The following is an 18,241-nucleotide window of genomic DNA, read 5'->3' on the forward strand; positions in this document are numbered from 1 at the left end:
CCCTTCAACGTCCAATAATTCAGGCTTTTCAGTAATTTTTCTCAGTTTCGTTTCTTTTTGGGTCATTATTAATGACACTCTCCTTTTAGAATAGTAGATACCAACAGCTTAATGATGCGACAAGATCTTATTATGAAGTGCTTTTAGCAGCCATCATTAATTTAACGAATTCACCATCCAACTTTAGGAGATTTTTTGGAGAATCAGATTCGATTATTTTCCCATCATTTAAAACAAATATCTTATCCCCTAAAATTGTCATATCCATGTGATGAGTCACTATGATAATGGTTTTATTCTTGCAATATTGGATAATATTTTTTATGATTCTATTTTCAAGAATTTTATCTAATGAATTAGTGAACTCATCTAACAATAAAATCGGTTTATTAGACATAAGCTCCCGAGCAATTGCAATTCTTTGCAGTTGTCCTCCAGACAAATTATTTCCTTCAACCCCTATTATCGAGTTAATTCCTTCAGGTAATGCAGCAATAACATCCTCCAATTCAACTATTTTAAGTATTTCTTGGAGATTTTCTTCACTTATATCTTTATCTAATAAAATATTATTTTTTATTGTGTCGTTAAACATATGAATATTCTGAGTAATAAAGGAAATATTATCTCTATAATTTTCAATTTCTGAATCTCTAATATCAATATTGTTGATTTTTATTGTTCCAGAATCGGGCTCCCACAATCTATAAATCAATTTCAATAAACTTGATTTTCCGGATCCGCTTTTCCCAACTATAAAATTTATATCGCCTTTATTAAATGTAAGGGAAACATTATCAATTACTTTTTTATCACTATAATAACCAAATGAAATATTATTCAGTGTAATGGTGTTTCCTTCTTGAAAAAAAGGTAACTTCTTATTTTGCTCTACTATTTCTCTATTGGAATCAGTCAGGAAGTCTCTTACTCTTTCAATTGAAAGAAAGCCTTCTTGAAGTATATTTCTTGTATTTATTGCTTTCATTAAAGGAGAAAATAGATTTTGATAATACATAATCAAGGAAGTAATAACTCCTATAGTTAGGGAACCTCGGCTTACTAAGTAGCCTCCATAGCCGTAAATAATAACTATTGGAAAATTAGCTAGTATCTGAACAATTAAAGTGTTTGAATTATATAATTGAGCAATATTTTTTTCATCATTAATAACATTATGCAGTAATTTACTGTTAGTTTTTTTGAGTTGTCGATTTATTCCCAAGCTCATTACATTCATCAAATTGGATAGTACATTTTGTAAGGAATCATTATATTTAATATAACTTTGTTTTGATTTAATAAATAAGCTTTCTGCTCGCTTCTGAGTATTTAATTGATAAAATAAAACTAAAACGGAATTAATCGTAATAATACAACCTATAAAAACGTTAATAGAAAAAACTTTTATTAACACAAACAAAAAAACCAATATATTTAGAAAAAACATAGATGCCGACTGAGTAAAGAATGACTTAATACTAAAAACATCTTGAAAAAATACAGTAAGTAAGTCTCCTACTGAATATTTGGTATAATATACACCTTCTTTTTGGAAAAGATTAACAAAAACCTTTTTACTATATGTTTCAAAAACTTTATTGCCAAGTGAAATTTCAACTCTCCTAATCATCCAACTAAATAAGTAATTACATAAAGAGATTGTGAAATACAACACAATTAATACTACTAGTATTTTCAAATTTTTGCCTATGATCCCCTTATCAATTATAAATGAAATAGCCATGGGTGACATTATTTCAAGAAAAGAAACTAAAATAGAAAGACCAATTATCATAACAAGATACTTTTTTATACCAGCTACATTTCTATACACCCATTGGATCTTTTCAATTTTGTCCATTGCCTGTCCTCTCGTCCCTATAAATTGAATGCATCGTAAATGGAGTATGCGTTTTTGAAATCAATTATTCTAATAAGTTTTTTGTCCATATCAAAATTAAATTCTGCCATTAAGGAATGGAGCAATTTTGTCAGTGTCTTGCTTCCATTAGTAAAAACGTTTTCAATTCTAAGGTTTTCATAATCCTTATATTTCATTTCAAATGTATCCTCTAAAATGAGTTCGATCATTTTTAGTTTAAATGCATCATAGTCTTTAGCACGGGGGCCATACTCAAAACTATAAATATCGTACAAATCTTCCTCATTTACTTCCCCAATTTCCGCCAAATAACCGTTTAGGCTGAATCCTTCTTTTCTAATTTTTTGGGCCAAAACTCCAGAAACATAAGCTGTCGACTTACTATTTCCTCCAAAGAAATTGAATTTTCCATCAATATCTCTAACGACTACTGGTGATTTATCAGCGATAATGTTCATCTTTTTATTAATTTCATATCTTATTTTTTTACTGTTGTTTAAGAAATAACCTTTAATTCCTAAGACACACGGAAAATCAGCAGGATAACTTGGTTCGGTCTTATTGCTTATTGAAGCAATAATTGTAATATTCTTCTGGACTAACTTTTTGCATACACGTTCTAAATCTTCCGCATAATCTATCATAGATGTAGATAGACTCAGGTTAATAATGTCTGTGTCTAGAGGTATATTTTCTAACATAATTAATAAATCTCGAGATTTTCCTCGCAACTCTTTATTAAGAAAACAATAATTAGTAATACTGCATTTGCTTTCAGAAACATTTTGAATAAGCTGATTTACATAACTTCCGTGCCCATTGTTGTCCATAGGTTCTGATTGAATAAGTTCTCCGTCACATATTTTGTAGCATTTTTGATTTCGGGTTTCAACTTGAGGAGAAACTCCACTATCAATAATTATTATTTTAGCTTCATTATTAATAATTACTCACCCCCAAACAAGTTCCTCAAGATAGTCCTTTCTCCCATTACATATACTGTTTTTTGTTTCTAGCCCATCAGAAACCAATTCTGTAATATGAGGACATGTTAGACAAAAGTACCGCACGTTGCATGTAGAACATTCCTGGTTCGGTAAAGCTTCAAGTCTATCTAATTTCTTATAGGATCCTAGATCAGTAAGGTTTTGGGTAACGAATAAATTTCGCAGTTCCGTATCAAGAACATTCCCTAGACTATCTTCTTCTTTATTAAGCAAACTACATGGGAGAATCGTTCCATTGTGATTAATGCTAAGACTTTTCCTGAGAGCTCCGCAGCGCCCCATTTTAATTCTTGGCATATTGTGTTTACTCAATTGCTTTTCACCATCATTATCGTTCTCAAACTCTCCGCTCCTTAAAGTCAGAGTTACGTCCTCTGAGTAAACTTTATTAAGAAATTCTTTATTTTCAACTGCTCTTCCTATATATTCAAATTTCCTCACTGCAGGAATGATGGCAAGTTCTTTACATAATTCATAAAATTTTTTCACAAATCTAGAATTATTCGGTGTTTCTACCATGGATAAGGCTATATTTTCATACCCCCTATTCTTTAACATTTTCACAACTGAAATAACCCTGTTAAACACGCCTTTTCCTCTGATCACTGAACAAGTCTCTTCATCAACACCATCAATGCTAATATCTAAAGAATCTGAATACTTGACAAGTTCGTCAATATTATCTTTATTTATTAATGTCGCATTAGTCATTACTCCAATACTTAGCTGGGTATTCTCTTTTATGTATTTAATAATTTTGAAGAAGTCATTTCTAACCATTGGTTCGCCACCTGTCAATATGACCTTCTTTACTTCTAACTCTTTCAATTGATCAATAATTCGAATAATATCTTCATAACTTAGTTTGTCGTCATTTTTAATACTAGTCGCATTCATAGAGCAATGTTTGCAAGTAAGATTACATCTTTCTGTAAGAGTAATAAGTACATCATCAATGTCAACCCTATAGTCTCGAAGATCATCAATAGCAACAATTATGTCTATTTTTTTCAAAATCTCAATTAATGAAAGCAAGTATATTTTGTCCTCTTCAGAAAAACTTTCAAAAAAATCATTAAGCTCTTGAGCAGAACATTTCATATACTCATCGATAAACTCTAAAATTTCTTTGGTTGTTTTAATCCATTCACCATTTCTTCTATTTCCCAAGATAACTTCATGATTATTTTCTAAGACTCTAGTTTCAATGGAGTATCTATACATACTGTTTCCTCCTTTTAAGAAATTTTAATATTCAAAATTCCTTAAGCTTTTTTTTAAAACAAATACAAAAATAATCATTTTTATGTAAATTACCCCAACTGATTGATTCCATAATAATCCTTTTCCCCCTTTATGACCAATGGACAATATGTGAACGATGAGAAGAAAGGAAGGCCTAGCCCGTTTCTCTCATATCTTGATAAGAAGTTGCTTAGCTACATCAAAAAGCCACTTCTAGTTCTAGAGTGGCTTGGATATCTCTATAGGAAGTTTTTTAATTGCTGAATGTTATTTCCCTCAAATCCCAACAATTTTTCCATGAGACCTACAAATAAGACTTCATAATTATATACCCGGCCGCTATCTATAAATTAATAGACTTCGTAGTTTTGTCCGGTTTGAGCCCCATTGACGCTTTTTTTATAAGCAAGTGCTACACGGCTGGCAGGAACTGCCACAAATCCTTGGAAAAAATCTCCGTATGTTTCCCATGATTCCTGTAATACATTAGGGCTAACACTGTTTATCCGAATTCCCCTCGGCATTTCAATCGCTGCTGATTTTACGAAAGCTTTGACACCACCATTTGCCATGGCAGCGGAAGCGCCCTGTGGAATGGGATCATCCATCATAATACCAGTTGTTAAAGTAAAGCTTCCTCCGTCATTTACATAGTCCATTCCTAGAAGTACCAAATTAATTTGGCCTTTAAGTTTACTTTCGATTCCTATTTCATTTAATTCTGGTGTTAGTTCCGAAACAGGCGCGAAATGCGCCCCACCGGTTGCACTAATTACAGCATCAACTTTTCCAATCTGTTCGTACATTTTTTTAATACTCTGAGCAGAAGTAATATCAACTGTTACATCTAAGCCATTTCGTCCAGCCCTAATAACTTCATGATTTTTTTCGAACTCTTTAGCAATTGCCTGTCCAATCGTACCACTTGCCCCAACAATAATTACTTTCAATTTCAACATCCTTTCTCTCTATGGATTCCCCTCTTTTAAGGATGTCCGCATTAGAATTGTCTCATCCATAACGTACCTCCTATCTATCTAAATGATAAATTGAAAAAGATTGGAATATGCCAATGCTCATCCTACAGATAAATGACACCTCCAAATTATACGAAATTACGTATTATTTAATTGCGCAATTAATATATCAATATTCCGAACGAACATATGTAAATCATTACCATGCCCATGTTTCCTTTCCAAACCAATAGTAGGCCGCCAATTATATATACGGTGGCCTACTACGGGTCATGAATTTCGCTTGTACTTCTCTCAATTCTCGTTCAAAAAAAATGTGTACTCAAGTTATTCTCATCTTCAGGCGCAGCCCCCTACTTTCACACCTTTATACATAAAAAACAGTAAATGGAGAATACTTTCAATACCAAATCAGCACCAGGAGATATCAAAATGACCAATATCAAACAAATTTCCACTTTAAATATTTACTTTATAATGCTTTTAGCTCTGGGAATTACCAATCATGTCATTATGATTCCTGCATTGCTGCAAAGCGCTGGTCGTGATGCCTGGTTTGGTGTACTCGTGACAATCGTTATCCAAATAGCCTGGGTGTACATTATTTATTTTATAATGAAGCGAACCAATCAAGAACCTATTTTCACATGGTTCAAACAGCGTTTTGGATCGACATTAACGTGGATTTTCACCATAATTACTGTTGTTTACTTTTTCATTATGGCCATGATCATATTAAGGGAGACGACAACATGGCTTAACGTATCCTATTTGCCACAAACGCCTAAAATAGCGATCTCGATCAGCATTATTCTCTTGTGCGTTTATATTGCCAATAATGGGATACGATCTATTGCGATCATCTCCGGTGTCCTGCTTCCTTTTGTGTGGATACTGGGTCATTTTGTAGCTATAGCCAATATGCAATACAAAGATTATTCCTTGTTAACTCCTTTATTCGTTGAAGGTTACAGGCCTACATTAAACAGTGTGATCGTTGCATCCGGGGGTTTCATGGAACTGATTGTATTGATCTTTATTCAACAATACGTATCTCGCAAACTAAATTATCTATCCGTTGTTATGTTGTCTGTCCTTCTGGGCGGACTTACCATTGGACCTCTCATGGGAGCTATAAGCAGTTTTGGAGCAACGATGGCGACACAATTACGGTATCCTGCCTTTGAACAATGGATGCTCGTCACGATAACCAAATATGTCACTCATGTCGATTTTTTAGCTTTGTACCAGTGGATGTCCGGTTCACTAATACGGATCTCCCTCTTTTTACTCATTATCTCGAATGGCATCCCCATAAAAAAACCGAAGTGGCGCCTTCTTTTTTTATTCATACTAGGTGCTCTTTTAACCGGCATATCTTTAATCCCGAGGATTGATAAAGAGATTGAACAATATACTTTAGGGAAATACTCCATAATTTCACTTGTTTTTTTATCAACTCTCACTTTGATGATCGCACTATTTACTACCATCAAGGTCAAGACAAGAAAAAGGTGATCAGGATGAATTACAAACCTCGAAATCAAATGTTTCGAAGAAAAAATAAACAAAAACCAACAGCCGATCCAGCAGCTGAGAAAAAGAACTCCTCTGCCGAAACGATAAATGAGCAATCTTTACGTGCTCTTTTTGCGGAATCTTCCGATGTGACGATCACTGAATTTCCTTCCAAAGAGGAGTCAGCCATTCCAACACTTTTACTGCATTGTGAAGGAATGATTAATAAAACGTTAATGACTCAGCATGTTCTGCCTCATTTGGAAGGGATGCTGGAGAATTTCTCAAATTGGGAACAATTCGCTCGGGAGCTCGCTAAATCGATGAAATGGAAGCCGGTACAGCATTCGGAAGTGGAGACGCTTTTATTCTCCGGAAATTTAATTGCGTTTTTTTCAGAGCAAAAATGCTTTTATTCTTTAAACATTGGCCAAGTACCGAAAAGGCTCCCGCAAGAATCGAATACGGAAATATCCATTAAAGGAGCCAGAGACGGTTTTACTGAAGATTTAAGTACCAATGTAGCGTTAGTTCGTAAAAGACTGCGTACCTCCTCTTTGCATAATGAACAATTTACCATCGGCGTGCGAAGCCAGACCCAAGTCGCTTTACTGTATATTAAAGATATTGCGCGTCCGGAAGTCATTGAAGAAGCCAGGAAACGATTAAAAAATATTAAAGTGGATGCTCTGGTAACCTCTGGACAGCTGGAAGAAGGGATATCGGATTCTACATTATCTGTTTTTCCTCTGTTGGACTATACCGGCAGACCTGATTATGCGAGTGAATGCCTGCTGCTTGGACGATTTATTATACTAGTCGATGGGTCTCCAATGGGATTAATCGCACCTTGCAATATGCTAGAGTTAATAAAAACGCCTGAAGACTCTTATAATCCTTACTATGTTAGCATCTTCCAGCGTTCACTTCGACTGATTGGTTTGTTTGTAACGATATTTTTGCCAGGATTTTGGATTGCCTTAGTAGCCTACAATTTGGACCAGCTTCCCTTCCCTCTGCTTGCAACCATATCCAATTCAAGATACGGCCTTCCTTTTTCAACACCTATTGAAATTTTTCTAGTGCTCGGCATGTTTGAACTATTTAGAGAAGCAGGAGTTCGCCTGCCCAAAGCCGTCGGTCAAACGATCGCCGTACTTGGTGGATTGATCATTGGCGATGCAGCAATCCGCGCCGGTCTTACCTCCCCCACGATCGTTGTCGTTATAGCTATAACAGCCATTGGGAAATTTACGTTGGTAAACCAGACATTGAATGGAACGGTCGGCATCATTCGATTGTATGTACTTCTGTTGTCGTCCATTTTCGGCATGTTGGGCTTTTTTATCGGGATGATGAGCATCATCGCTTATCTATCTGTCCTGGAGTCTTTCGGCCTTCATTATCTTGCCCCCTATTCTCCATTAACCTGGAGAGATCTATTGTCCGCCTTTTTTACCAAACCTTGGGCTTTTAAAAAGAAAAGACCTGAGATTCTTCACACCATAGACAATACATCCAAAGAAGGTGAATCCGGGTAATATGAAAGCATACCGAAACATCATAAAAAGAGTCGCCATATTATTGATTTTTAGCTTGCTTTGCGGTTGTTGGGATAATAAGGAAATCGAAGATATCAACTATGTAACCGCGATAGGTATAGATTATGTAGACGATCAGTACATCTTATATATCCAGATGCTTGATTTCACAAATATAGCGAAAACTGAATCAGGAAAATCGAAAAGCCCTCCACAAGTATGGACAGGAAAATCTACAGGGAAAACGTTGAATCAGGCAATAAGCAACATCGCCGAATCCGTGCAAGAACGAACAGTTTTGAGCCATATCTCATCTATTATCATGAGCGAAAAATTTCTGAAGACGGATGTTATGAATAACATCGACACAATCCACCGTTATTATGAGATTCGATTGACTCCATGGGTTTTCGGTACGAAAGAATCTATTGAAAAGCTGATGACAACAAAGCCGTTTTACAATACCTCACCCTTAAAAACGATATTACATGAACCATTGCAAGAGTATAAACAAAAATCCGATATCACTCCGATTCAATACATTAAATTTCTTCTGGGATTAACGGAACCCGCTACGACAACTTTGCTGCCCAATGTCGCCATCGATTCATCCGCTTGGAAAATGAATATGGAACAAGATCCAAAGTTAATTATTGAAGGCGCACATGTCATGTCGAATCATAAATACAATGGATATCTAACGAATGAAGAACTAACCGGACTGCGTTGGATGCAGGAAGAAACATGGCGATCTCCAATACATATAAAAAAGGAAGGGATTGATGTCGCTTCAATGGCACTTGTAAAGCCAAAGATTCATAAATCATTAAACATAATTCACGGAGAACCCAAATACCATATTCAAATCGAATTAGATGGTATTGTTACCGAAGTCCTTACAGAATTGACAAAGACAGAATTAGAAAAGGAAGCAGCTGAAATAGTAAAACGTGAAATATTAGACACTTATCGCAATGGTTTGAACATCCATTCCGATGTGTATAACTTAGAGTATCTTTTATTCAAAAAAGAAACGGGAATCTGGAAAAAAATGAAGCATACAAGTGAACACCTGCTGAGTGAACGTTCACTGGATCTCGTCACTGTAAAAGTCAACATCAAACATATAAGTATGATGAAATTACAAAAAAATAAATAAAAAAGAAGCCAGACCTTGTATTTCAAGTCTCGGCTTCTTGGATCATTGTCTAGTTTGATAATAAGCGATCGAATAATATCGTAGAGAACTGTTGACTGTCTACCTCAAGACAAACTTCCACATTCCCGTTTTGATCAGGTAATGCAACCGTTTGGCCGGTCATTTGACGATGATCGTAATCAACATAGACAGACATCTTTTCCGTCTTGACCATGCTTCGATCAATCATTAGTGAAACGGTTAACGGATCATGCATTTTCGTAGTATCTTCATTGATGAAATCAAACCAGCGATCAAGCTGCTTAACCAGTGCCAAGTTAAGAGGATCTTGGGAAGCCTCCAGCCGATTCCTGTCATCTTTGCTTAAGGTTACTTGATATGTGACATCCAGCCCAACCATCACAATGGGAGCGCCACTTCGAAATACGAGCGCTGCCGCCTCAGGGTCACATCGAATATTATGCTCGTCCTTCGGAAGCTCAAGAGCATTATGACCAAGACGAGTCACCCCGCCCATCAAAATAATCTCTTTCACATGTTCAACAATCTTTGGCTCACGAATTATCGCTGCTGCGATATTGGTTAACGGACCAATAGGAATTAACGTGATCTCACCGGGATGATCCATAATCGTCTTCACCATAAAATCTACAGCATGATCATGTTCATATTTGATATGTTCATAATCCGTTAATACACCTTCACCTTCATGACCGGCCATCCAAATATCCCGGTTATGCAATAACGGCTGATTGATTCCGGCAAAAACTTTAACATCATCTCGCCCACCGAGCTGCAGCAGTTTTTTAGCAAGCTTGGCGCGAAGATCCACATCGCCGTAAACCGTTGTAATGCCTTCAATGACCAGCTCTTTGGAACGCATGGCGAGAGCTAGCGCCATGGCATCATCGATGTCACTGCCAATATCGGTGTCAATTATAATTCGGTTTGTCATGAACGTTCCCTACCTTTTACTGATTTTAGAATATATTTTATTGAATAAACATTCCGGCAATCGCTGCACTTGCAAGGTTGGCTAATGTAGCTGCAACCAATGCGCGAACACCCAGTTGGGTAATTTCTGTCCGGCGTTTTGGCGCGATGCCTCCAAGACCTCCGATAGCTCCGGCAATGCCTGCGATGTTCGCAAACCCACAAAGAGCAAAGCTGATAACCGCAATCGATTTGTCAGAATACTCATGGAGATGCTTTGAAAATTCGGTGAATGCCACAAATTCATTAACAGAAAATTTAATTCCGATAAAATAGCCGCCACCGATGATTTCATCTATCGGAATACCAATGACAAAAGCTAATGGTGCAAACAAATAACCAAAGATCGTTTCAAGCGTAAGGTTTGGATTTCCGAAAAGGCTTCCAACAGGTGCGATGATGACATTGATTAATGCAATTAAAGAAGTGAATGCAATAAGCATGGCGGCAATCGTTAGAGCCAGGCGCATGCCGTCACTGGCACCGATGGCAGCGGCATCAAAAATATTTTTTGATACGCGCTCATTTTTGATTTCCAATTGCTGAACCTCTGTGCTTTTTACCTCAGGAACAATGATTTTGGCAAACAGCAATCCGGAAGGCGCGGCCATAAGCGCTGCGGCAAGCAGATATTCTACCGGAATTCCCAGTGCTGCATAACCGGCAAATACGGAACCGGCTACTGTTGCCATTCCACAAACCATGACCGAAAACAGCTCTGATTTTGTTAATCTCTCAACATAAGGCTTAATAACAAGCGCTGATTCAAAAGATCCAAGGAAGATATTTGCCGCTGCTGCAGTCGATTCAAGCTTACTTGTTCTCAGTAGTTTCGTTAATACGCCTCCAATAAGCCTAATGACCCATTGCATGATTCCGAGATGATATAAAACAGAAATAAGAGAAGAAAAGAAAATAATGATCGGAAGCACCTGCAGTGCAAATACGAATCCATTATCTGCAATAAGGCCGCCGAATAAGAACTCGATCCCTGCTTGCGATGCGCCAATGATCGTTTCCACAAAATTAGATAGCTTCTTAAACATGCCCTGTCCAAAATCCCACTTCAGTACGATAAAACCAAAGAGAATTTGAAGAGCAAGAGCACTGATAACTGTACGATAGCTAATTGATTTTCTATCTGTCGAAATCAGCCAAGCTAGTCCCCCTAAGACAACAAGTCCGATAAGCCCCCACAGAAAATTCACCATAAATGACACTCCCTGCCTCAATTTAGCTGCTTTTTAGGTGATGATCTTCATTCTTTCCCACCGCATTTAAGCCAAATACATGTCTATTTAACATTTGATTCATAGCGCTTTCATTTTGACGTCAATTATTTTATGATTTGGCTAATCGGTGATATCATACTAACATGGAATGTCCTTTCTTTTTATCTTAATCCGGTCACCTTTTTATATGATTCGGCTAAAATTGTTCAGGAGGTTGGAGAATTATGAATCAATTGGATTTTCTTTTCTTTTCAAAACGTTCACAGGGACAGTATATCCCACCCCATACACATGATTGCTATGAGCTTGTGTATTACTATGCCAACGGAAAAACAACGGTCGATTCTATCGAATACATATTCAGTAAAGATCAATTTGCCTTGATCTCTCCTGATGTGGAACATGATGAGATACATCATACTGATGCTGATGTGTTATTCATCGGGTTTCATTGTGATTATCCTGGTATTGCAAACTTGAACGGTATTTTTGACGATAATACAGACCGAACCATTCAACATATCGTACATCGAATGAAGGATGAGTTTATGCAAAGGCAGGACCATTTTGCCGAGATGCTCAACCTGCTCGTAGGTGAACTTGCGATTCATTTACAACGATTAATTGGAACAAAAAAAGCCCCCTACCAGACAGAAGATCGCATGCAGTACGTTCGTAATTATATGGATGAATATTTCCGCCAAAAGCTCTCGATCGAAACCTTGGCGGACATAGCAGGATACAGTTATGATCGATTTCGGCATTTGTTCAAAGAAAAATACGGGATTGCCCCGCTCCAATATCTTTACCAGAAACGGCTGAACTACGCGAAAGATTGCTTATTAAATGAGCCGCTGATGCTCGTTTCAGATATTGCGCTTGAGTCCGGGTTCGTCAACGACTCCCAATTCTCGAGTATGTTCAAACGTGAAATCGGCATGACACCCAGGATGTTCAGAGCGTTACACGCTGAAAATGCTAAAAATAACTGACAAATTGAAAAAACGCCAGGGATATAGCTCCCTGACGTTTCAGATTCAACCCGTACTTATGAATAAGCTGCCCCATTGAATCGCTTTATAGAATTGGTGACAGCAGACGAGATATCGATTCCTTTATTTTGATCCAGCGTGAGCGCTTCATATATTTCTCCATCGTTAGCAGCGTGGATACACTAACATCTTTCTTGAATTCCTGACGTAACTGCTGGGCAATTCGTTCATCGTAAATAAAAGCATTCACTTCAAAGTTAAGCTTAAAGCTGCGAAAATCAATATTCGCTGTACCTACAGAAGCGATTTCTTCATCAACCACTAATGTTTTCGCATGGATAAAACCGTTACTGTACAAATAGACGTTTGCGCCGACCTTTAACAGCTCTCCAATATAAGATAGTGAAGCCCAATATACAAACATATGATCCGGCTTATCTGGAATCATGATGTTAACTTCAACCCCGGACAAAGAAGCTACTCGTAAAGCATCAAGCACACTCGCATCCGGAATAAAATACGGTGTTTGTATATAGATCGATGAACGGGCTGAAGTGATCATTTTTAAATACCCGTTTTTGATATGTTCGAATTCCGATTCGGGTCCGCTGGAAACAATCTGAATGCCGACATTACCTTTGGCTTCTATATGGGGAAAAAGACTCGGAAAGTAAGCAATGTCATGAATATGCGAAGCCTGATTCCAGTCCAGAATGAACCTGGTCTGTATGGAATATACGGCTGTTCCCTCAATTCTAAGATGTGTATCCCGCCAGTAACCAAATTTAGGGTCAAGTCCGAGATATTCATCTCCCACGTTAAAACCGCCCACGTAACCGATTTTCCCATCGATAATAACGAGCTTGCGGTGATTTCGGTAATTCAGACGAATATTGATCAGACGAAATTTTGATGGAAAGAAAGCTTCAACTTGTCCACCAGCGGCGCGAAGATCTTTTAGAAACTTTTTATTCATCCTTCTGGAGCCCAGTTCATCATACAAAACACGGACTTCAACGCCTTCTTTCGCCTTCTTTGTCAGAAGCTCCATCAGCTGTTTGCCAAGCTTATCCTTCTGAATGATGTAATATTGAAGATGAATAAAATCGGTCGCCTGCTCAATATCGTTAAACAAAGCATCGAATTTTTCTCTGCCATCTGTAAAAATCTTGACCTGATTATCCTCGCTCAACACCGCTTGATTATATAACAGGTTCATCGTAACCAAATCTTTATACCGAGCCGAAGAGTAATTTCGAAACTGGAATCGCTGCGATCGAAACTGAGAAACTTGGGATTTCAACCCTTGATCCAGTCCTCTTTTTTTAATATCATCCCAAAAAAACAGCTTCTTGCGTCTAAAGTTCTGAGCAAAGAATAAGTACAATATGAAACCGGCGATCGGAATCAACAGCAATACGAGCAGCCACGCCCATGTCGCACCGACATCTCTTCTTTCCTGAAAAATAACGACAAACGCAAATACAATATTCAAAAATATAATGAGACCCAACAGCCAGGATGTAATGTTCATATCAATCTTCCTTCAAATATGTCTTTACGTATCTTCTTATCGCTCTTTAGGATGGTCGATTATAGACTACACAGCATAGCATAGGATGAAAGGGCTGTCCAGATGGGGGGCGCTTCTTAATTCTTGCCTGCTTTAAAACCTCATCTTGTTGACTCCCCATAACAACTTGATTACCTCCTGAACTACATCAATTCATCAATTGGCGTCATTTTATTGAACTGTCCAACGCAGGTGTATCTCCATCCATTTTGGCTTATTAGCTCCTTTTCGTAAACATTCCTTTAAAAAGAAGCTTATAGATGCATTTAAAAAGACTCATGCCCGCATTAAAAGCGATGCAGAGTCTATATTTCAGGAAAATAATTCAAGTAGAAAAGACTTTAAATCAACGATCCTCAAGGATGGAGGTTTCTGATCGGTTCCGCATAGGATAAGAGGAACCAGCGACTCGTCATAACTTAGAGATCCATGCCCTCCCCCGCCTTTATGTGTCGGAGAGCTTCGATCTGCTAGTTCATATCCCGGCTTAGCAGTGACGACTAAAAATGGCCCGGAATGAGAATTTAAAGCGCCAGACAAGCGGCGCAGTACATCAGGATATTTTCCATAGTTTATGGACTTCTTGGCAGAATCGATTGTCAGATCCAATACATCTGAATTTTGCTTGACTGTCCATTTTTGCTTGTAAGGATCATAGAGCGGGCCATTTGCTTTAAACCGGACTTCTTTGGATGTTTTTCCTTGGAGCACGTGAATCCAATCATGTTCTTTCCATGAAACCACATCAATACGCGGGTCAGTGACCATAAGTTCAGCCAAACTTCTTAACGACTGCTCCGAATTCAGCTTGTATACATAAGCCATCGTTTCATTTACAGCAAGGACAATCTCGGTTTTATCCGTCACCTCTTCACCTGGCTTCAGCACACGATAATCCTTCAAAAGGGCAGGCAAATCAATCTCCGGATCTTCATCAGCAGGCCGAATCTGAGTCATCCCGCTATCTCCGACGATCATAAAAACCACCTTGCTTAAAGCTTTTTCCGGTGAGCCAAATGCTTGCAACAAAGAATGAAGCTGCTGATCCAATTCCTTGACGCCGCTTATATCGGACGGTCCCTTTTTATGAAGCTGCTGATCCAAATCAGGCAAGTATACATATGTAAAGTCAGGCAACTTATTTTCCTGAATTAAATATTTCACCGTTTCGATGGAATATGAATTGTTGAACCCCATACGTTTGGTCATGCCATCAGGCAGATTTTTAATGTCTTCAAGCGGGTTCGTCAAGGAACCAAGCGCCATATAATCCGGGCCTTTCACTTGAATTTCCTTGGGCAAACTCGTAGGTATCTGAATCCAGAATGGAATTGAGAGTGTATGATCAATCGGCCCGCGATAGATAAGCCCGTTAATAGAACCGGATTTCAGTCCCCTCTGAGCCAAATCTTCATATATAGTAGGCAGATGAGGATTTAAGTGTTTACCGTTCAAGTTAACCAAGGCATCAACCATAACCGGATCCAATCCGTGTTTCAATACTTCCATCGGTCCGGTTCCGTAATTGATCACTTTCTTCTCATCCGATGAATACCATACAAGTCCCGGTACGCGATGACCATCCGGATAAGAACCGGTTAGTAAAGAGCTGTCGATCGTTAAAGACATCGTTGGAAAAGAGGTTACAACGTCCTTGTAATACTGCCCATGATCAATAAGGAATTTTAGGGAAGGAAGCTCATTTTGCTCAATCCCTTTATCAATCGCCTGAGGCATTAAAGAATCAGCCAATAGAAGTATGACTTTTTTCTTTTCTTTTCCACGGAGCGACTTCACCTGTAGCAGATCCTGCTCCTTCGATTTCGTCTCCTGTTTCTGGCACCCAATAAGTGCAATAATGACTAGAAGTAAGAGCACTATAAAACATGCTTGTTTAAACATGACATCCATTCACCCGCCTAATCACGAAGAGTCAAAAGTTCACAACGTTAGAGTACGTCATTTGCTAACTTTTTACTCATCGCTCACGACGATGATCGGCTGGCTCTTATAGATTAGTAATCGTGTCCTCGCACCTTGGCAAATACCATCAGATCCATAAGCTCACCGCTGTCATTTCGATTCCAATTTCGGTGAATCCCCTCAAGAGTAAAGCCTGCACGCTCAGCAACACGACGGCTGCGAGTATTTTTACAATCCATCCGAATTTCAACCCGATTGGCCTCCAGCTGAGAAATTGCATACTCCGTAATGCCGTTCACAGCTTCTGTCATTAATCCTTTACCAGCGCAAGAGCTGCGAATCCAATACCCAATCTCAAACCGGCGCGCTTCCCAATCAATCCGATGTAAACCCGTACAGCCTACTAAAGAGCCCGTCTCTTTATCAAAAATAAGCATCACCAGATCACTTCGTTCCTGAAAATTCAGCCTGGATTTACGAACAAAAGCTTCCGACTCTTCTATGGAAGGAATACGATTGGCAAAAGGAAGCCATCTTCGTAAGTCCTCCGCACTCTCCCTGATCGCTTCATTCATAGCTGCACCATCTCCCCATAAAGCAGAACGTATATATAACCGATCCGTTTGAAAGCTGTCGGGAAACTCAAACAACATCAAATCCTTCATAAACTATGCACCCCTACATAATATATCTTTAATAGGTTAGTAAATTATACCAACATCTTCCCTAGCGATCTACCAAAATACAAAGATATTGATGGTGATTTTTGTAATTTAATAGATTACAATGAAATAGACTAATCGACAAAGCTAGGGCAAAAAAACCGCAATTTCTTCACCTCGCCAAACATTGGCTTAAGTTCCTACAATTACATATACCCCTCAAACCCTTGTGGCGCAAGGACAAAAAGCATTTTTCCACCCTTAAAATTGTGACGAATTTAGTAACTATAACAAATATTTGAACAATCTATGAACAGGCTACAAACCGCGTAATTACAATGATCTGCCTCACACTCCACCTAAAATGTAACAATTTGAACACACAATGTTACGTACTTTGTCATGATTCAACCATTATATGTTATTAGAGCAATTTAATTCATTTTGCATTGTACAAACGGACTTCTTACTATAGCAATAGGAATGAATAACGCTTGAAGAACGAGTAGGAAGGAAAGGGGTACAACATGAAAAAAAGAGGGCCGTTATTTGCATTGTTCCTGAGCTTGACTTTGCTCTTATCGGGATGCAGCTCGCTAACGGTGTTAGATCCAAAGGGGCCGGCTGCTAGAACCCTGTCTGAGACCATCATATTTTCCATATTTATGATGCTTGGAGTCTTAGCCGTCGTTTACACCTTGTTTATCTTTATGCTGGTGAAATACCGTGCTAAGAAATCAAACGAAGGTTATGTACCGCCACATGATGAGGGCAGCAAGTGGCTTGAGATAACCTGGATTTCGATTCCTGTTATTATTGTAGCCATTTTATCAGTAGTTACTGTGAAATCCACGGTTGCTGTTGAAAACGTTCCAAAAGGTTATGAGGACCAAAAACCTCTAGTGATCTACGCCGCTTCATCAAACTGGAAATGGCACTTTAGTTATCCGGAGGAAGGTGTTGAGACGGTTAACTACGTTAACATTCCAACAAATCGCCCGATCGAGTTCCGTATATACTCTTTCGGACCAATCACTAGTTTATGGATTCCTCAATTGGCAGGACAAAAATATGGTATGTCAGACATGATTACGAAAATCAATCTGGTTGCTGATGTTCCTGGGTCCTACATGGGTAAAAACTCAAACTTTAGCGGTGAAGGATTTGCGCATATGGAGTTCGAAACGTTGGCTATGACTCCTGCTGAGTTTGATCAATGGGTAAATGACGTGAAGACAACTGCTCCTGAACTCACTGAAGCTGATTTCGACAAGCTTCTTGAAACAGATCATGTTGGCAGAATGTCCTTCTCGAACACCCACTTGACTTTCAGCCCTCCACCTGCGGAGCACAATGCTCATGGAAATGCCGATCATCAGGAAAACAAGACGAAGCATCCTGATCCGGCAACAACAGAGGAAAGCGAGTTTGACAGTGAAACGAATGTTGATCCTGACAAACCTCTTCCAGAATTCCCGGCTGATGAAAAATCAACCGAGCATGAAGGACATTAGTGTTACAGAGGATCATATCC

14 protein-coding genes are annotated in these 18,241 nt (G+C 38.4%); 5 read left to right on the forward strand and 9 right to left on the reverse strand.

What is annotated here, in order from left to right; translation table 11 throughout:
• Positions 1 to 130 precede the first annotated feature (130 nt).
• From C8268_RS10830 to C8268_RS10845, 4 genes are all read right to left on the reverse strand, one after another.
• Positions 131 to 1,864, reverse strand: a complete 1,734-nt coding sequence (locus tag C8268_RS10830; RefSeq protein WP_106767664.1) for an ABC transporter ATP-binding protein — start codon at positions 1,862 to 1,864, stop codon at positions 131 to 133.
• A 17-nt stretch (positions 1,865 to 1,881) separates the two neighbouring features.
• A complete protein-coding gene (locus tag C8268_RS10835; RefSeq protein ID WP_106767665.1) occupies positions 1,882 to 2,715 on the reverse strand; it encodes a S8/S53 family peptidase in 834 nt (277 codons plus the stop codon).
• Between the two features lie 120 nt (positions 2,716 to 2,835).
• Positions 2,836 to 4,116, reverse strand: a complete 1,281-nt coding sequence (locus C8268_RS10840) for a radical SAM/SPASM domain-containing protein (RefSeq protein ID WP_106767666.1) — start codon at positions 4,114 to 4,116, stop codon at positions 2,836 to 2,838.
• Between the two features lie 371 nt (positions 4,117 to 4,487).
• Positions 4,488 to 5,096, reverse strand: a complete 609-nt coding sequence (locus C8268_RS10845) for a short chain dehydrogenase (RefSeq protein ID WP_420094243.1) — start codon at positions 5,094 to 5,096, stop codon at positions 4,488 to 4,490.
• Between the two features lie 450 nt (positions 5,097 to 5,546).
• Here C8268_RS10845 and C8268_RS10850 point away from each other — a divergent pair, with 450 nt between their 5' ends.
• The 3 genes from C8268_RS10850 to C8268_RS10860 are packed head-to-tail and all read left to right on the forward strand — an operon-like array spanning position 5,547 to position 9,332.
• The gene (locus tag C8268_RS10850) at positions 5,547 to 6,632 is read left to right on the forward strand and encodes a GerAB/ArcD/ProY family transporter (RefSeq protein WP_106767667.1); all 1,086 of its coding nucleotides are present in this window, start codon (positions 5,547 to 5,549) and stop codon (positions 6,630 to 6,632) included.
• A gap of 5 nt (positions 6,633 to 6,637) precedes the next feature.
• Positions 6,638 to 8,173 (forward strand): spore germination protein, encoded by a 1,536-nt coding sequence (locus C8268_RS10855; protein ID WP_234032755.1) that lies wholly within the window; start codon positions 6,638 to 6,640, stop codon positions 8,171 to 8,173.
• Position 8,174: 1 nt separating this feature from the next.
• Entirely contained in the window at positions 8,175 to 9,332 is a 1,158-nt protein-coding gene (locus C8268_RS10860; protein ID WP_106767668.1) for a Ger(x)C family spore germination protein, read from the forward strand.
• A gap of 49 nt (positions 9,333 to 9,381) precedes the next feature.
• Here C8268_RS10860 and C8268_RS10865 read toward each other — a convergent pair whose 3' ends face one another.
• Both C8268_RS10865 and C8268_RS10870 read right to left on the reverse strand, forming a co-directional pair.
• Complete coding sequence (locus C8268_RS10865; protein WP_106767669.1) at positions 9,382 to 10,287, reverse strand: nucleoside hydrolase; 906 nt, start codon at positions 10,285 to 10,287, stop codon at positions 9,382 to 9,384.
• 37 nt (positions 10,288 to 10,324) lie between these two features.
• A complete protein-coding gene (locus C8268_RS10870) occupies positions 10,325 to 11,533 on the reverse strand; it encodes a NupC/NupG family nucleoside CNT transporter (protein WP_106769916.1) in 1,209 nt (402 codons plus the stop codon).
• 248 nt (positions 11,534 to 11,781) lie between these two features.
• Between C8268_RS10870 and C8268_RS10875 the strand changes: the two genes are divergently transcribed.
• Complete coding sequence (locus C8268_RS10875; RefSeq protein WP_106767670.1) at positions 11,782 to 12,549, forward strand: AraC family transcriptional regulator; 768 nt, start codon at positions 11,782 to 11,784, stop codon at positions 12,547 to 12,549.
• Positions 12,550 to 12,634: 85 nt separating this feature from the next.
• On the opposite strand, the gene cls is transcribed toward C8268_RS10875, so the two are convergent.
• The 3 genes from cls to C8268_RS10890 form a co-directional block, all read right to left on the reverse strand.
• Entirely contained in the window at positions 12,635 to 14,083 is a 1,449-nt protein-coding gene (gene cls, locus C8268_RS10880; protein WP_106767671.1) for a cardiolipin synthase, read from the reverse strand.
• Between the two features lie 351 nt (positions 14,084 to 14,434).
• The gene (locus C8268_RS10885; RefSeq protein ID WP_106769917.1) at positions 14,435 to 16,024 is read right to left on the reverse strand and encodes an alkaline phosphatase family protein; all 1,590 of its coding nucleotides are present in this window, start codon (positions 16,022 to 16,024) and stop codon (positions 14,435 to 14,437) included.
• Between the two features lie 113 nt (positions 16,025 to 16,137).
• Positions 16,138 to 16,710, reverse strand: a complete 573-nt coding sequence (locus C8268_RS10890; protein WP_106767672.1) for a GNAT family N-acetyltransferase — start codon at positions 16,708 to 16,710, stop codon at positions 16,138 to 16,140.
• Positions 16,711 to 17,234: 524 nt separating this feature from the next.
• Here C8268_RS10890 and qoxA point away from each other — a divergent pair.
• On the forward strand, positions 17,235 to 18,221 hold the full coding sequence (qoxA, locus tag C8268_RS10895) for a cytochrome aa3 quinol oxidase subunit II (protein ID WP_106767673.1): 987 nt from the start codon (positions 17,235 to 17,237) through the stop codon (positions 18,219 to 18,221).
• Positions 18,222 to 18,241 lie beyond the last annotated feature (20 nt).

Origin of the sequence: Paenibacillus faecalis (genome assembly GCF_900289175.1) — a bacterium.
Classification (GTDB): domain Bacteria; phylum Bacillota; class Bacilli; order Paenibacillales; family Paenibacillaceae; genus Paenibacillus_AQ; species Paenibacillus_AQ faecalis.

Excerpts from the sequence above, each read along its gene's own strand:
- C8268_RS10855 (WP_234032755.1), top strand. The coding sequence starts at position 6,638 with ATGAATTACAAACCTCGAAATCAAATGTTTCGAAGAAAAAATAAACAA.
- C8268_RS10840 (WP_106767666.1), bottom strand. The coding sequence starts at position 4,116 with ATGTATAGATACTCCATTGAAACTAGAGTCTTAGAAAATAATCATGAA.
- C8268_RS10830 (WP_106767664.1), bottom strand. The coding sequence starts at position 1,864 with ATGGACAAAATTGAAAAGATCCAATGGGTGTATAGAAATGTAGCTGGT.
- qoxA (WP_106767673.1), top strand. The coding sequence starts at position 17,235 with ATGAAAAAAAGAGGGCCGTTATTTGCATTGTTCCTGAGCTTGACTTTG.
- C8268_RS10890 (WP_106767672.1), bottom strand. The coding sequence starts at position 16,710 with ATGAAGGATTTGATGTTGTTTGAGTTTCCCGACAGCTTTCAAACGGAT.
- C8268_RS10845 (WP_420094243.1), bottom strand. The coding sequence starts at position 5,096 with ATGTTGAAATTGAAAGTAATTATTGTTGGGGCAAGTGGTACGATTGGA.
- C8268_RS10850 (WP_106767667.1), top strand. The coding sequence starts at position 5,547 with ATGACCAATATCAAACAAATTTCCACTTTAAATATTTACTTTATAATG.
- C8268_RS10860 (WP_106767668.1), top strand. The coding sequence starts at position 8,175 with ATGAAAGCATACCGAAACATCATAAAAAGAGTCGCCATATTATTGATT.
- C8268_RS10835 (WP_106767665.1), bottom strand. The coding sequence starts at position 2,715 with ATGGACAACAATGGGCACGGAAGTTATGTAAATCAGCTTATTCAAAAT.
- C8268_RS10865 (WP_106767669.1), bottom strand. The coding sequence starts at position 10,287 with ATGACAAACCGAATTATAATTGACACCGATATTGGCAGTGACATCGAT.
- C8268_RS10875 (WP_106767670.1), top strand. The coding sequence starts at position 11,782 with ATGAATCAATTGGATTTTCTTTTCTTTTCAAAACGTTCACAGGGACAG.
- cls (WP_106767671.1), bottom strand. The coding sequence starts at position 14,083 with ATGAACATTACATCCTGGCTGTTGGGTCTCATTATATTTTTGAATATT.
- C8268_RS10885 (WP_106769917.1), bottom strand. The coding sequence starts at position 16,024 with ATGTTTAAACAAGCATGTTTTATAGTGCTCTTACTTCTAGTCATTATT.